Raw genomic sequence first — 14447 nt, 5'->3', positions numbered from 1 at the left:
GGTAGCGAGTACCCATGTACGCGCATCTCCCTGAGTGCGAATCTTCTCGGCGTGAGCCAGACAGTAGAGCGCCCCGAGCAGGCCCCCCACGAGGCACCGGCCTGGTGGACCGCCGCTCGCCTTCCCGGCGAGGCCGGTGGCGACCGGCCCGCCTGGGCGCTGCTCGCCGACGAGGTGCTGGCTTCGCTGCCCGTCGAAGGCGACTGGCCCGCTCCCGTCGAGGCCGGCGGTGATCGCGTCTTCCGGCACGCCGTGCTGCCCTTCGCCGCCGCCACCCGCGAGCTGCTCGTGGCGCGGGTGCCCGCCGCCGAGCGCTTGTGGGCCGGGGTCGAGACCTGGCTCTGCGGGCAGCTCACCGCGCTCGCCGCCCGGACCTTCGTGGTGGAACTGCACTCGGCCGGGAAAGCCGGCCTGCTGCGCGGCGCCACCGGGCGGGACCGCTTTGTCGACTTCCTGCGCCTGCTCGGCGGCCGCGGCCACCTCACCGAGGTGCTGGGCCGCCACCCGCTGCTGGCGCGGCTGCTCGCCCAGACCTGCCTGCGCACCGTCGACGCCGTCGCCGAACTGCTCACGCGCTTCGCCGCGGACCGGGCCGCCCTGCGTGACGGCCTGCTCGCGGGCAGCTCGGCCGAACTGAGCGAACTGACGCTGGGGGCGGGCGACGTGCACTCCGGCGGCCGCGCCGTCGCGCTGCTCGGCTTCGCCGACGGACGGCGGCTCGTCTACAAGCCGCGGCCGCTCGGGCTGCTCGCCCGGTGGGGCGACCTGCTGCGCTGGTTCGCCGAAGAGCGGCCCGGGCTGGCGCCGCGCCCGCTGGGCGTGCTGGCCCGCGACGGCTACGGCTGGGCCGAGTACGTCCCCGCGCGGCCGTGCGCCGACCAGGCCGGCGTCGAGCTCTTCTACCGCAGGCAAGGCGCGCTGCTCGCCCTCCTCTACGCCCTCGATGCCACCGACATGCACTGCGAGAACCTCGTGGCGTGCGGCGACCAGCCGATGCTCGTGGACGTCGAGACGCTGTTCCACCCCGCGTTCACCGCGCTGACCCGCAACGGGCCCGACCCGGCCGCCGCCGCGCTGCACCGCTCGGTGGCCCGCACCGCCCTGCTGCCCACGCTGATGCTCGGCGAACACGGCGCCCTCGACGTGTCGGCGTTCGGCGGCGGCAACGGCGAGCAGAGCCCCGGGGAAGTGCCGCACTGGACCGGTGCGGGCACCGACGACATGCGCCTCGCCCACGGCCCCCGGCCCTACGCCGGCGGCGCGAACCGCCCGGTGCTCGCCGGCGCCGAAGTCGACGCCGGGATGTACCGGCAGAGCCTGCTGAGCGGCTTCCGCGCCGCCTACGAGTCCCTGGTGGACCGCCGCGCCGAGCTGCTCGGCGGCGCGCTGGCCGGGTTCGCGGGCGAGGAGATCCGGCTCGTCATGCGGCCGACGCAGGTGTACGCGACGCTGCTGACCGCCGCGACGCACCCGGCGCACCTCACCGCCGGCGCCGCCCGGCCCGAGGCGTTCGCCGCGCTCGCCGAGGACCAGGGGAAGGCCCACCTGCCCGCGCTCGTGCCCCACGAGATCGCCGAGCTGTGCGCGGGCGACGTGCCGGTGTTCACCGCCGCCGCGGACTCGGTCGACGTCACCACCGGCACCGGCGCCGTGCTGCCCGGCCTGCTGGCCGCGAGCGGCCTCGACCAGGCCCGCGCGAAGATCGCGCAGCTGTGCGCGGAGGACCTGCGCGAGCAGGAGTGGTTCGTCGAAGCCACGCTCGCCACCCGGCGCCCGGAGGTCCGCCACAGTGCGGGCGCGCCGCTGCCCGGCGCGGTGGCCGCCGTCGTGCCCGACAGCCAGCACCTGCTCGCGCTGGCCTCCGCCATCGGCGACGACCTCGTCGCCCGCGCGGCCCACGACGAAGGCCGGGCCAACTGGGTCGGCCTCGAGCTCCTGGACGGCCGGCACTGGCTGGTGCTGCCGATGGGCGCGGGGCTCGCCGAGGGCTACTGCGGCACGGCACTGTTCCTGGCCCAGCTCGGCGACCTGACCGGCACCGCGCGGTACTCCGAGCTGGCCGCGAAGGCCGTGCGCACGCTGCCGGTGCTCGTCGAGGTGCTCGCCGAGCACCCCGAGCTGGCCCGCGAAGTCGGTTCCGGCGGGTTCTTCGGCCTCGGCGGAATCTGCTACGCGCTGGCCCGGCTGGCCTCCCTGCTCGGCGACAGCGCGCTCACCGCCTGCCTGCCCGCCGCGATCGCCGCGACGGCCGCCGCCGACGTGGCCGCGCCGGCCGGGGTGGGCGAAGGCACCGCGGGCGCTCTCGCGGCGATGCACGCGGTGTACGCGGAAAGCGGGCTGCCCGAAGCGGCCGCGCTGGCCGCCACGCTCGCCCGGCGCCTCGCCGGCACCCCACGCCCGACCGCACCCGGCTTCCTCTGGGGCGCCGCGGGTGTGGACTGGGCCCTCGGCCGGACCGGCGCCACCACAGCGGACCCGGCGGCCGGCGGCCGGAGCCGGCGTTCGGGCGAAACCGGCACCACCGCAGTGAACCCGGCGGCCGGCAGCACGGGCCGGCACCCGCGCCGGACCAGCGCCACAGCAGACCCCATGACCGGCAACCTGAGCCGGCACCCGGGCCAACCCGGTGCCACCGCAGCAGACCCGGCGGCCGGCGACTGGGCCCTCGGCCAAACCGGCGCCACCACGGCAAACCCGGCCGCCGTCGATCTCGGCTGGTGCTCGGGCCTGGCCGGTCGGGTGCTCGCCATGGCCGCCACGCCGGGCTTTGCCGGGCCGCGCTCCGCCGCACGCGCGGCGGACTCGTTCTCCGCCGCGGTGGCCGCCCGGCCGCCGTCGGTCGACCAATCGCTCTGCCACGGCGAGCTCGGCACCCTCGAAGCACTCGTGGTGCTGGCCGGACAGGGCCACGAACCGTCGGTCTCCGCCTTGCGGAGGGCGACTTCGCGCCTCGTGGGCGCGGTGGAAGGGCACGGGCTCCAGTGCGGTACTCCGCACGGAGTAGCAAGTCCCGGTCTGCTGACCGGAACCGGGGGTATCGGTTTCGGGTTGTTGCGGGTCGGTTTTGCCGAACGGGTTCCGTCGGTTCTCCTGCTTGAACCGTCGGGCCTTACTGGGAAACAACCGCGAAACAAACCTCATCTCGGGAGTGAAGATGCGTAACGACACCACCGCCGCCGAATTCGACACGACCCCCGCCGCCGCGGAGGCCGGCAGCCCGCTCGGGGCGGCCGCACCCGCTGTCAGAACGAAGATCGGTGTCCGGGCGGGGATTCTCGCCGGGCTGACCCTCGGCGTGGCCAGTGCCGCGATGGTCACGATGGACATCAGCACCGTGGTGAGCAACCACACGCACGCGTGACGTGCTCACTACGGCACAAAGCGTGACAACAACGCCAATCCTGCCGTCCGAACAGTGGAACCTCCACCGGAAAACCACCGAATTCGTGAGTCCGGTCTCTAAGGTTGGCGCATGCGCACCCGTGCCCCCGCTCTCGTCGGCCGAGGAACGGAGATCGAAGAGATCGGGCGGGTGTTGCACGACGCTCGCCGCTCTTCCGGATCGGCCGTGTTCGTCACGGGGGAACCCGGTATCGGCAAGACCCGGCTCGCCGCCGAAGCGGTGGGGCACGCCCTGGACTCGGGACTGGTGGTGCTGCGGGGACGCGGCAGCACCACCGGGCCCGCCGTACCGTTCCGGGCGCTCACCGAAGCACTGCTGTCCCTCGCCCGCACCGGCGGCGGTCGCGAGCTGGTCGAACAGCTCGGGCCGTACCGGTCGGTGCTGGGCAGGCTGATCCCGGACTGGGCCGCCGGCGCCGACACCGCGGGCGACTCCTCGCTCGTCGTGCTCGCCGAGGCGACGCTGCGGCTCACCGGGCTGGCCGGCGCGGGCCGCGGCTGCCTCTTCGTCGTCGACGACCTCCAGGACGCCGACGTGGAAACCCTGGCCGTGGTGGAGTACCTGGCCGCCAACGTCCGCACGCAACCGGTGGTCGTGCTGGCCACCCTGCGCGCCGAACCCTCGCCCGCGCTGGAAGCGGCCTACGCCGTCACCCGGCGCGGCGAGGGTTTCCTCATGCCACTGGACAGTCTCGGCCCCGCCGAGGTGCGCGACGTGGTGGCCTCCTCGCTCGGCGCCGAGCCGGACCAGGTGTCCGCCGACGTGGCCGAGCGCCTGTTCGCCGACAGCGCCGGCAACCCGCTGGTCGTCGAGGAACTGCTGCACAGCATGGTGGCGGCGGGCGAGCTGGTGAACGGCGCCGCGGGCTGGCGGTTCACCGGGCACGGCCGCAGCGCCGTGCCCTCGACGCTCGTCACGATCATCACCCGCCGCGCCGACCGCCTCGGCGAACGCGGCAAGCAGCTGCTCGCCATCGCCGCGGTGCTCGGCCGCCGGTTCCCGCTTTCGGTGGTGCAGCGGGTGAGCGAGCTGGACGACCGCAGCCTGTTCGGCCACCTGCAGTCCGCCGTCGCCGCCCAGCTGCTCACCACCGACGAACGCGGCGAAGACTGGTACGCCTTCCGCCACCCGCTCACCGCCGAAGCGCTGCTGACCCTGCTCAACCCGGCCGAACGCGTGGCGCTGTCGGCGAAGGCGGCCGACGCCGTGGTGGAGCTGCACCCCGAGCTGCCGGGCGAGCTGTGCAGCCTGGCCGCGTCGCTGCGGCTGGGCGCCGGTGACCGCTGGGCCGCCGCCGACCTCTACCGCGAGGCCGCGCAACGCGCGCTGGCCGAAGGGGCGCCGGGGTCGGCGATCGCGGTGCTGGAGCACGCGGTGAACCTGCTCGGCGACGACGCGGGCCGCGGTGCCGAGCAGTCCGGCCGTCACCGGGACCTGCTGGAGCTGTTGCTGTTCGCGCTGGCCGAGGCCGGGCAGTTCGACCGCGCGGTCAAGGTCGCCCGCTCGCTGCGGCCCGCCGACGGCCGCGATCCCGCGCGCCAGATCCGGGTGCACGTCCGCCTGGCGTGGGCGGCGCAGGTCGCCGGCCGCTGGGCGGAGGGCTTCGAGCAGGTCGCCGCGGCGCGGGCGCTGCTGCCGGAGACGGGGCTCGACGAGGAGTCCGTGGCGGTGGACGCCGTCGACGCCTACCTCTCGATGTCCGGGCCGGCCCCCGACCGGGTGCGCCGCAGCGAAGAGCTGGGCCGCCGCGCGGTCGACGGCGCCGAGCGGATCGGCTCGCCGGCCACGGCGTGCCAGGCGCTCTACGCGGTCGGGTTCGTCGTGCGCGAGCGGGACATGGCCGAGTCCGACGAGTGCTTCCGGCGGATGCTCGACAGCGCCGCCGAGCACCGGCTGACGAACTGGCGCAACTACGCGCTGGTCGGCCTCGGCGGCAACGCCTGGCTGTCCGAAGCGGACCCGTCCGGGCTCGAGACCGCGCGCGCCGAGGCGTTGCGCACCGGCGGGATCAGCCTCGCCTACAACGCGGAAGCCGTGCTGGGCCTGCATTCCGTGCTGTGCGGCCGGTTCGCGGAGGCCGGGTCGCGGCTCGACGCGTGCTACGCGGAGGCGTCGCGGATCAAGCTGTTCGCCGTCAGCCGGTATGTCCAAATGGCACAGGCGGTGCTCGCGGGACACCGCGGCGACCGCCGGACGATGGAGGCCGCGCTCGGCGACTTCCGGCGCGGCGGCGGCGGTTCCGGCCCCGAGGCGCCGCTCGCGCGCGGGCTGGCCCAGGTCTTCTGTTCGCTGCTGGAGGAGGACCGCGACACCGCCCGTGGCGAGCTGGAGGCGCTCGCCGCCGACCAGGCGCGGCAGCAGAGCACGTTCCACCTCGCCGGCACCCACGGCCTGAAGCTGCTGCTGGACGTCATCGCCGGCGACGCCGCCTGGGCCGACCACCGGCGCGTCGCCGGCGGTGCCGCCGGCGGGATGCGCTGGAACCGCCAGTTCGTGCTGCTGGCCGAGGCGGTGCTGCACGGCCGCGACCACGCGCCCGAGGCCGCCGCCGCGGCGATGCGGCGCGCGGCACAGGCGGCCGGCCCGTTCGGCGTCGCCCGCCCGCTGGGCCTGCGCCTGGCCGCGGAGCCCGCCGTCGACGACGGCTGGGGCGAGCCCGCGGAATGGCTGCGCGAAGCCGAAAGCCACTTCCACAGCGCCGACGTGATCCCGGTGGCCAGCGCGTGCCGCGCCCTGCTGCGCCGGGCCGGCGCGTCCGTGCAGCAACGCCGCACGGGAACCGAACGGGTGCCCGAAAGCCTGCGCGCGATCGGCGTGACGCTGCGCGAGTTCGAAGTTTTCGAGCTGCTGGCGTTCCGGCTCAGCAACAAGGCGCTGGCGGCGCGCCTGCACATCTCCCCGCGCACGGTGGAGAAGCACGTGGCGGCCCTGCTGATGAAGACCTCGGTCCGCGACCGCGCCGAGCTGGCCCGGTTCGCGGCCGAGCACTCGTCGGCCTCGGAGGTCTGACGGCGCGCAACCGGATGATTCGGACAAACGAGTGATCATGGCCCCCGGCCGGTTGACCTTCCCGAAATCCCGCTGCCATGATCGACCCCGATCGCGTTGATACGGGGGTTTCACGCGCAGTCGCGCTCTCGACGCGGTCTTTCTTTTCCGACAACAAAGGGGAACAAGCATGAGTTCTCGCACCAAGGGGATAGCTGTGTTCGCCGCCGCGTTCGCGGCCGCAACGCTCATCCCGACCGGCTCGGCCCAGGCCGCCACCACGGCCACCTACGCCGAGTTCTTCGACAACGCCAACTACTGCTGCTCTTCGTTCTACGACCCGGGCGACGGCGGCCGGTGCTTCAACCTCCCGACCTACTTCCAGAAGACGATTTCTTCGGTGCGGTCCAACACCCGGTGGATCCTGTTCTCGCGCATCAACTGCTGGGCCGATTCCGGCGCGCCGAGCCTCGACCGCACCGGCGACGTCTCCTACGTCGGTGACCAGATGAACGACAAGACGCTCTCGGTCAAGGTCTTCTGATCCGCCGGCCGGCGGTGCCGGGGGACGGCACCGCCGGCCACGGCCGCCCGCACCGCGAACGGGCCGGCCGGACCGGCGACCGGCAGCTGTTCGTGATGGCCGACGCGTGGTCGGCGATCGTGCGCCGGCCGCCTGCACGAGAAGTACATGTGGGACACCGGGTCCGCAGGGGACGGCCCGGGACGCACGAGTTCACCGACGGCTGAGCCCGTCAGCGGACCAGGGCCGACGCCGCGCACAGCGCCGCCCAGCCGACCGCGAACGCCGCCACCTTCGGCCGTGCCGACCGGTCCGGCAGACCGGTCCCGAACACCACCGCGTCCGCCGCGTCGGCGGCCACCCGGGCCGCCAGCGCCACCTGGAGCGGCTTGCCCTCGGGCGCGAGCAGCATCGCCAGGCCGATGGCCGCGTCGCGGGCGCCGATGCCGGCGATCAGGGTGCGAACGCCCGCGGTGACCCCGCCCGCCGGAGTGGTCAGGCCGCACGGTTTGGCCAGCACGCGCGGCGCGACGATGATCGTGGCGCTGTAGGCGGCGGTCACCGCTCCGAGGACGCGGGTCAACGCGGGCATCGGTCACTTCTTTCAGTCGCGGGCCGGGGACTTCTGCTTACCCCCGTCCGCCGGTGCCAAACCGCCGCCGCCCACACCCGACTCGATCGCCGCCGTCACGATGCGGTTGCGGTCGCCCGAGGACAGCACGCCGTTGGCCACGAGTTCCTGCGTCACCGCTTTCACGTGCTTGACGAACCGGTCGTGCGACGCGTACTGGGCGTTCTCGTCGATGACGTCGTTGATCGTGCAGCCGTTGCCGGTGTCGGTGTTCGCCACCTGGCTGTCGACCCCGCCGATCACCACCGTCTCCCGGGTGTCCGACGACGGGCAGGCGTCCGGCGGCGGTGGGGCCGCGACCACTGTGAACGCTCCCGTCAGCTCGGCCGAGACGTTGCCGGCGACGTCGGTGGCCCGGGCCCGCACGGTGTGCGCCCCGAGCGCCGGCACGACCACCGGTGCGGTGTACCGGGTCCACGCGCCACTGTCCACTTTGTACTCGATCAGGACTGCTCCGGACCCGGCGTCGGACGCCGTCACCGTCACGGTCGCCGAGCCAACGTAGTTCCAGCCGCCGTCCTGCTTCCCGGTGACCTGGAGCGCGACCGAAGGCGCCGTGGTGTCCCCGCCGGCGACCACGGTGAACGACACCGAGCCCTCCGCGGAGGCGTTGCCGGCGACATCGCGAGCGCGGTAGCCCACCGTGTGCGCGCCCACCGCGGACACCGGAACCGGTGCCACGTAAGCAGTCCACGCGCCGCCGTCCACTTTGTACTCCACCGCGGCGACGCCGGAACCGGCGTCCGAAGCCGTCACCGTGACCGTCGCCTTGCCGACGTAGCTGCCGTCGCCGTCCTGCGTGCCGGCCACCGAAGCCGAAACGACAGGGGCCGTCGTGTCGCTCCTGACCACCGTGAAGTGGGCCATGCCCTCCGGCGAGACGTTCCCCGCGACGTCGGTGGCCCGGTAGTGCAGCATGTGCGCGCCCGGCGCGGTCACCGCGACCGGAGCCGTGTAGGCCGTCCAGGCGCCGCCGTCGAGCTGGTACTCCACCGAAGCCACGCCGGAGTCGGCGTCCGTGGCCGTGATCCGCGCTGTCGCGACGTCGAGGTAGTTGCCCGACGCGTCCTGCGTGCCGGTGATCGCCGCGCTCACCACGGGCGCGGTGGTGTCCCCCGGCCGCGAGACGACCGTGAAGTGCGCCATCCCTTCCGCGGACTCGTTGCCGGCGACGTCCCGAGCCCGGTAGTGCAGCATGTGCGCGCCCACCGCGGACACCACCACCGGCGCCGAGTAGGCCGTCCACGTGCCACCGTCGAGCTGGTATTCGACCGCCGCCACACCGGATCCCGTGTCGGTCGCGGTCAGCGCGACCGTGGCGGACCCGACGTAGTTGCCCGACGGGTCCTTGTCCCCCGTCACCGCCGCGGTCACGGTCGGCGGGGTCGTGTCGCCGGTTCCGTCGGAGACGACGAACTCCCCCGCCATCGCGGTGTGGCCGGGAATGGTGCAGTAGTACCGGTACTTGCCCGGCTTCAGCGTCACGACGGCCTCGTGGCGGCCGTTCTGCGGGTCGAACGGGTTGGCCAGGATGTTCAGGGTGACGTCGTGGTTGTAGCCCGGTGTCGTCGTGTCGAACGTCAGGGTGTGCGACATCCCCGTCGTGTTGCCGGTGGCTTCGCTGTTCTCGAAGACGATGGTGGTCTCGCCGGGCAGGGCGCCCGTCGGCGCGGACGCGTATTCGGTGGTGCTGTTGTTCCCGGTCCAGGTCAGCGTCTGGACCGGGGCCGCCGCCGCGGGTGTCGCCAGTCCGAGCAGCGCCAGGAAAGCGGCCAGCAGCAGGGCGGTCAGTCGTGGGGACATCGCGGGGACCCTTCCTGAAGTGAGGGGTGGGGGGGGGGGGGGGAGGTGGTTGTAAAACGAAAACAAAGACACCACCACCCCCGGCGGCCGTTGTTGGGGGCACCCTTGTCTTACACGTTGCCCCCCCCCCCCCCCCCGGCCGCGGGAGGGCTACAGCTGCCGCACCCGGATGTTGCGGAACTCGATCAGGTCGTTGTCGCTGTGGTTCTGCAGCCCGATGAACCCGCTGACGAACTGCCGCAGGTCGGTCGGCGGGTCACCCGCGCGCGACGACTGCTGCCCGGGCGTGTTGTCGAACTCGTTGATCACCACGCCGTTGCGGATCATCGTGTAGTGCTGCCCGACGACCTTGATCTCGTACTCGTTCCACGTGCCCTTCGGCCGCGCCCCCGCCTGGTCGAGCGGGCGCGGGTCGAAGTTGTAGACCGACCCGGTCTTCTGCGGCTCGCCGGTGTCGCCGTCGTAGATCTGGACCTCGTGGCCGCAGTAGATCGCGACCCAGGCCTGCGACGTCCGCGCCGACCCGACCGTGCCGCAGCTGCCCGGCGGCCGCTGGTCCAGGGGTGTCCGCGGGTCCGGGAACCGGACGAACACGCCGCTGTTGGCCCGGCCGGGATCCGGCGCGATGTCCTTGAACTGCAGCTTCACCGAGAAGTCGCCGAACTGCCGCTGGGCGTACCAGAGCATGCCCAGCCCGCCGCCGGCCCGGATGGACCCGTCGGGTTGCAGCGTGAACTGACCCGACGGCGCTTGTGCCCACCCGCGCAACGACTCCGCCGTGCCGTCGAACAGCGCGTCGTAGCCGGTCGTGCCCGGTTTCCCGATCGGCGACGCCGCCGCGGCCGCGTTCAGCTCCGCCACCTCGGCGTCGTTCAGCACACCGAGGTCCGACAGCGTCTCGGTGGCCTGCTCGACGTGGTTGACGAAGGCGGCGTGCGTGGTCCACGTGCTTTCGTCGTCGAGGAAGTCGTCGACCGTGCAGCCGCCGCCGGCGTTGCGGTTGACCACCTTCGTGAGCGTGTCGCCCAAGGTCACCACCGGACCCGGATCGGCCACCGCGCAGCCGACGTTCACCGCAGCACGGGTCGTCACCGCTTCGCCGTTGGCGTAGGTCACGGTGAGCTTGGCGGTGAAGATGCCGGTGCGCGGGTAGGTGTGCCGCGGGTCGGCCTGGGTGGACACCGAGCCGTCGCCGAACTCCCACCGGTAGGACACGCCACCGGACTTCGACCCGGTGAACGCCGCCGTCAGCGCCTTGTTCTGCACCATGGTCGACGACGCCGCCGGGGCGGGCGTCGGCGCGCCGCCGGTGTAGCTGATCTTCAGCAGCTTCTGGTTCTGGTCCAGCGAGAAGAACCCGTTGCCGTAGTCGAGCACGTACAACGCGCCGTCCGGCCCGAACCTGGCGTCCATCCAGCTCTGCACCCGGGTGTCGCCCGCGCCGCCGGGGATGATCTGCCGGAACGTCTCGGCGAACACCGGCGGCTGGTGCGTGGGCACCCCGGCCGGGTCGACGGTCACCGCGACCCGGTTCTGCGAGTTGGCCTCGTCGGCGATGAACCACTTGTTGTCCCAGTACTCCGGCCACGCGACACCGCTGTTCGTGTTCACCAGCGACCGGTGGTACGTCGGCCCGGACATGACCGCCTGGCCGCCCCCGCGCAGGTACGGCTGGGTGTAGGTGGCGTCCGCCGCGTTGTACGTCGGGATCGAGCTGCCGGGCCGCTTCGGGAAGACCGGCCCGCCGCCGTCCGGCGAGTACCAGATCATGTTGTCCTTGATCGGCGGCAGCGTCACCAGGCCGGTGTTGCGCGGCGAGGTGTTCACCGGGTTGTCGCAGTCGTACCAGCCGGTGAGCACCGCGGCGTTGGTGCTGCTGCGGTCACGGTAGGGCTGCCGGTTGCCCATGCAGTACGGCCAGCCGTGGTTGCCGGCCTCGGTGATGATCGTGGCCGTCTCGTACTTCGCCGGCCCGAGCTCGGGGCTCGGCGACGGCGCGTCCGGGCCGACCCAGCCCGCGGTCATCCAGTTGTGCACCGGGTCGATCTGCAGCCGCGAGATGTTGCGGACGCCCATCACGTAGATCTCCGGGCGCGTCTTGTCCGGCGGCCCTCCTGCGAACAGGTTTCCCGGCGGGATGGTGTAGGTGCCGTCCGGCTCCGGGTGGATCCGCAGGATCTTGCCGCCGTAGTCGTTCGTGCTGCCCGCCGTGCGGCGCGCGTCCTGGAACGACAGGCCCTGGTACTCGAGCGTCCAGTTGTTGCCCGAGTAGCCGTTCGAACCGCCCGAGGAGTTGTTGTCCCCGGACCCGACGTAGAGGTTGCCGTCCTTGTCGAACGCCATGCCGCCGCCGGCGTGGCAGCAGCTGTGGATCTGGACGTCCCAGGACATCAGGTCCTTGCGGGTGGCCTGGTCGATCGTCTGCGCGGCCGCGTTGTAGGTGAACCGCGAGATCGTGCGCTTGCCGATCCGCTTGTCGCGGTCGATCGACTCGTGCGGCATCCAGTAGGCGTAGAACCAGCCGTTCTCGGTGAACTTCGGGTCCAGCACCATGCCGAGCAGGCCCTCTTCGTTCTTGACGAGCTCGTCGCCACTGCCGCGGTTGCCCATCACGCGCAACGTCGTGAGCAGCTTGACCTTCTTGGTCGCCGGGTCCCACTGGTGGATCGTGCCGCAGCCGAGGCCGACGTTCGGGTCGTCCCAGCTGACCACCGGCCCGGTCGGGCAGGCCGCCTTGCCGATGTAGAACACCTTGCCGTCCGGCGCGATGGTCAGGCCGTGCGGCTCGCCGATCTGGTCGAGCTGCCCGGCCGCGTTCTTGCCGGTCAGCCGCTCGACCTTGTAGTTCGCGGCGATCCCGGCCTGGCAGTCGGCGCGGACCATGCCGGTGGTCCAGCGCAGGGCGCCGAGCAGGTGGTCGCGGAACTGCCCTTCGCCGTAGGACGCCTCGGTGCGGCCCATGCCGGTGTAGAAGGACCGGCCGCCGTCGTAGTCACGGCACCACGAGATCGGGTGGAAGGCGCCGTTCGCGCCGACCCCCGGCTGGTAGCCCTTCTCCTCGACCTGCGCGACGGTGTGGACCGTGCCGACCGGGTTGGTTTCCCAGTTGAGCCAGCGGTCGGTCCGCGTCCAGTTCTGCGGCAGCCCCTTCGTGGCCGGGTGCTTCGCGTCGAGGACGTCGACGACGGCCTGCTGCGGTGCCGGCTCGGGCGGCGGCGGGGTCGTCGAGGTGTCCTTGAACAGCTTGAGGTCCGCGAGCTGGATGATCGGCTCGCCGGCGTTCGCGGTGATGTTCAGCCGGTAGTTCGGGTAGACCGTGGTGTTGGCGAAGGTGAACGTCCGGGTCTGGAACGGCTCGGTGAACGTCTCGTTCGCGCGCGTGTCCAGGTCGGTCCAGGTGCTGCCGTCCGCGGAGCCCTGCAGGGTCCAGTTCTTCGGGTTCCGGCCCGCGAAGTCGTTCGCCGAGGTCAGCGAATAGCTGCTGATCGCGACCGGGGTGGCCATCTTGTACGCCGCCCAGCCGGTCGCCGCGAACGTCAGCCACTTCGTGTTCTCGTTGTTGTCGGCCAGCTTTTCCTTGGTCTCGTTCGGCGGGTTCTCCCCGCTCGCCGTCACCGCGGCCACCGCCTCGGGCGTGGGCCGGGCGCCGACCGGGCGCGCGCCGATCAGCCCGGTGAACCACTGCGACGAGTCCTGCGCGCGGGCCGCGTCGGAGATGCCCAGGAACCCGCCGCCGGCCTTCATGTACGCCTGCAGCGCGCCTTCCTGCTCCCGGCTGAGCGTGACGCCCTGCGCGGACAGGAACACGACACCGCGGTAGCGCGCCAGGTTCGTGGTGCTGAACACCGAGGGATCCTGCGAGGCCGTGACGGTGATGCCGTTGTCCGCGCCCAGCCGCGCGATCGCGTCCGAGGCGCGGACGACCGGGTCCTTCTGGCCGGCCGCGGCGCCGTGGAAGACCAGCACGTTCACCGGCACGTTCGCGGCGGGTGCGGCCTGGGCCACGGGCATCGCCAGCAGCGGTGCTCCGGCCGCGAGGACGGACCCGATGGCGAGCACGACCGCGCCGCGCCTGCCGAACCAACGTCTCTTCATGACTCCCCTCCTCATGAGTGCGTCCGGGCGTCGGGGTTCGTGTCGTGCCCGGTGTGGCCGTGCTCCTTGAACCGGTCGATCGCGTCCTGGGCGCCGTCGGGCAGGCTGCCGTCGGCGTTGCGGACCAGGAACAGGCCCACCATCCCGCCGTCGGAGTGGGTCTGGACGTGGCAGTGGTACATCCACGCCCCTGGCCCGGCGCCTTCGCCGGCGATCACCTGGAAACCGAACGAGCTGCCGGGGTCGAGGTTCTTGTTGTCGACGATGGCAGCGTTGTCATCCGCGCCGCTGAGCATCCCGGTGCGGGTGTCGGCCCAGCGGTGCGCGTGCAGGTGGAACGTGTGCGGCAGGCTGCCGTACCCGATGCAGACCCACTCGACGCGCTCGCCGAGCCGCGCCTCGAGGATCGGCGTGTCCGGCGCCATCGCGTGGTTGATCATCATCTCGTTGAACACGACCGTGTACTGCTTGCTCGGCAGCAGGTCGCCGCGCTTGCGCACGATCAGCCCGCCGTAGAGCCCGCGCGCCAGGCCGGCGGTGCCGTGGTCGGTGCCCATCGCGTGGTCGTGGTAGTGCCAGTAGCCGGCGCTGCCGGGCATCCAGAACCCGCCGCCGGCGTCGTACCGGGTCCGCGTGCGCCAGGTGTAGGTGCGCGTCTCGCCGGGCTTGTTGAACGACGCGTTGAGCGGGGCGCCGTCCGAACCGGTGTCGTAGGTGACGCCGTGCGGGTGGATGGACAGCCGCTTGTCGGTGCGGTTGACCAGCTCGATCTCGAGGGTGTCGCCCTCGTAGACCTCCAGCAGTGGCCCCGGGATGGTGGCCTTGCCCGGTTCGAGGCCGTAGCCGTAGAGGCCGCCGGGCAGGGCTTCGGCGTAGATGGTGATCTGGCGGGTCAGGCCCGCGGCCGACGCTGCCGGCGCCACCCCGACCGCGGGCGCGAGCACGCCCGCGGCGGTCCCGGCCAGCATCGACCGACGTGATATTCGCATGTCGAGTCCCCCGGG

General features: G+C 72.6%; 8 protein-coding genes. 4 read left to right on the top strand and 4 right to left on the bottom strand.

The window, feature by feature from the left end; all coding sequences use genetic code 11:
• The first annotated feature begins 51 nt into the window (after nucleotides 1-51).
• The 4 genes from I4Q55_RS34590 (at nucleotide 52) to I4Q55_RS34575 (ending at nucleotide 6935) form a co-directional block, all read left to right on the top strand.
• A complete protein-coding gene (locus tag I4Q55_RS34590) occupies nucleotides 52-3162 on the top strand; it encodes a type 2 lanthipeptide synthetase LanM family protein (protein WP_206794113.1) in 3111 nt (1036 codons plus the stop codon).
• Nucleotides 3155-3361 carry a hypothetical protein gene (locus I4Q55_RS34585; protein WP_206794111.1) on the top strand — a complete coding sequence of 69 codons (207 nt, stop codon included), beginning with the start codon at nucleotides 3155-3157 and terminating at the stop codon, nucleotides 3359-3361. The genes I4Q55_RS34590 and I4Q55_RS34585 overlap by 8 nt, the downstream gene beginning before the upstream one ends.
• Nucleotides 3362-3472: 111 nt before the next feature.
• Nucleotides 3473-6412: a LuxR family transcriptional regulator gene (locus I4Q55_RS34580; protein WP_206794108.1), complete on the top strand. Its 2940-nt coding sequence runs from the start codon at nucleotides 3473-3475 to the stop codon at nucleotides 6410-6412.
• A 169-nt stretch (nucleotides 6413-6581) separates the two neighbouring features.
• A complete protein-coding gene (locus I4Q55_RS34575; RefSeq protein WP_206794106.1) occupies nucleotides 6582-6935 on the top strand; it encodes a hypothetical protein in 354 nt (117 codons plus the stop codon).
• 211 nt (nucleotides 6936-7146) lie between these two features.
• Here I4Q55_RS34575 and I4Q55_RS34570 read toward each other — a convergent pair whose 3' ends face one another.
• The 4 genes from I4Q55_RS34570 to I4Q55_RS34555 form a co-directional block, all read right to left on the bottom strand.
• Entirely contained in the window at nucleotides 7147-7506 is a 360-nt protein-coding gene (locus tag I4Q55_RS34570) for a hypothetical protein (RefSeq protein ID WP_206794104.1), read from the bottom strand.
• A gap of 12 nt (nucleotides 7507-7518) precedes the next feature.
• Nucleotides 7519-9348, bottom strand: a complete 1830-nt coding sequence (locus I4Q55_RS34565; RefSeq protein ID WP_206794102.1) for an OmpL47-type beta-barrel domain-containing protein — start codon at nucleotides 9346-9348, stop codon at nucleotides 7519-7521.
• A gap of 150 nt (nucleotides 9349-9498) precedes the next feature.
• The gene (locus tag I4Q55_RS34560) at nucleotides 9499-13458 is read right to left on the bottom strand and encodes a ThuA domain-containing protein (protein ID WP_206794100.1); all 3960 of its coding nucleotides are present in this window, start codon (nucleotides 13456-13458) and stop codon (nucleotides 9499-9501) included.
• Nucleotides 13455-14432 (bottom strand): multicopper oxidase domain-containing protein, encoded by a 978-nt coding sequence (locus I4Q55_RS34555; RefSeq protein WP_242547322.1) that lies wholly within the window; start codon nucleotides 14430-14432, stop codon nucleotides 13455-13457. Before I4Q55_RS34555 ends, I4Q55_RS34560 begins: the two co-directional genes overlap by 4 nt.
• Between the last annotated feature and the right edge of the window lie 15 nt (nucleotides 14433-14447).

The organism is Amycolatopsis sp. MtRt-6 (assembly GCF_017308975.1).
In the GTDB taxonomy this organism is placed as follows: domain Bacteria; phylum Actinomycetota; class Actinomycetes; order Mycobacteriales; family Pseudonocardiaceae; genus Amycolatopsis.
This window is presented reverse-complemented; position numbering and strand designations above follow the sequence as displayed.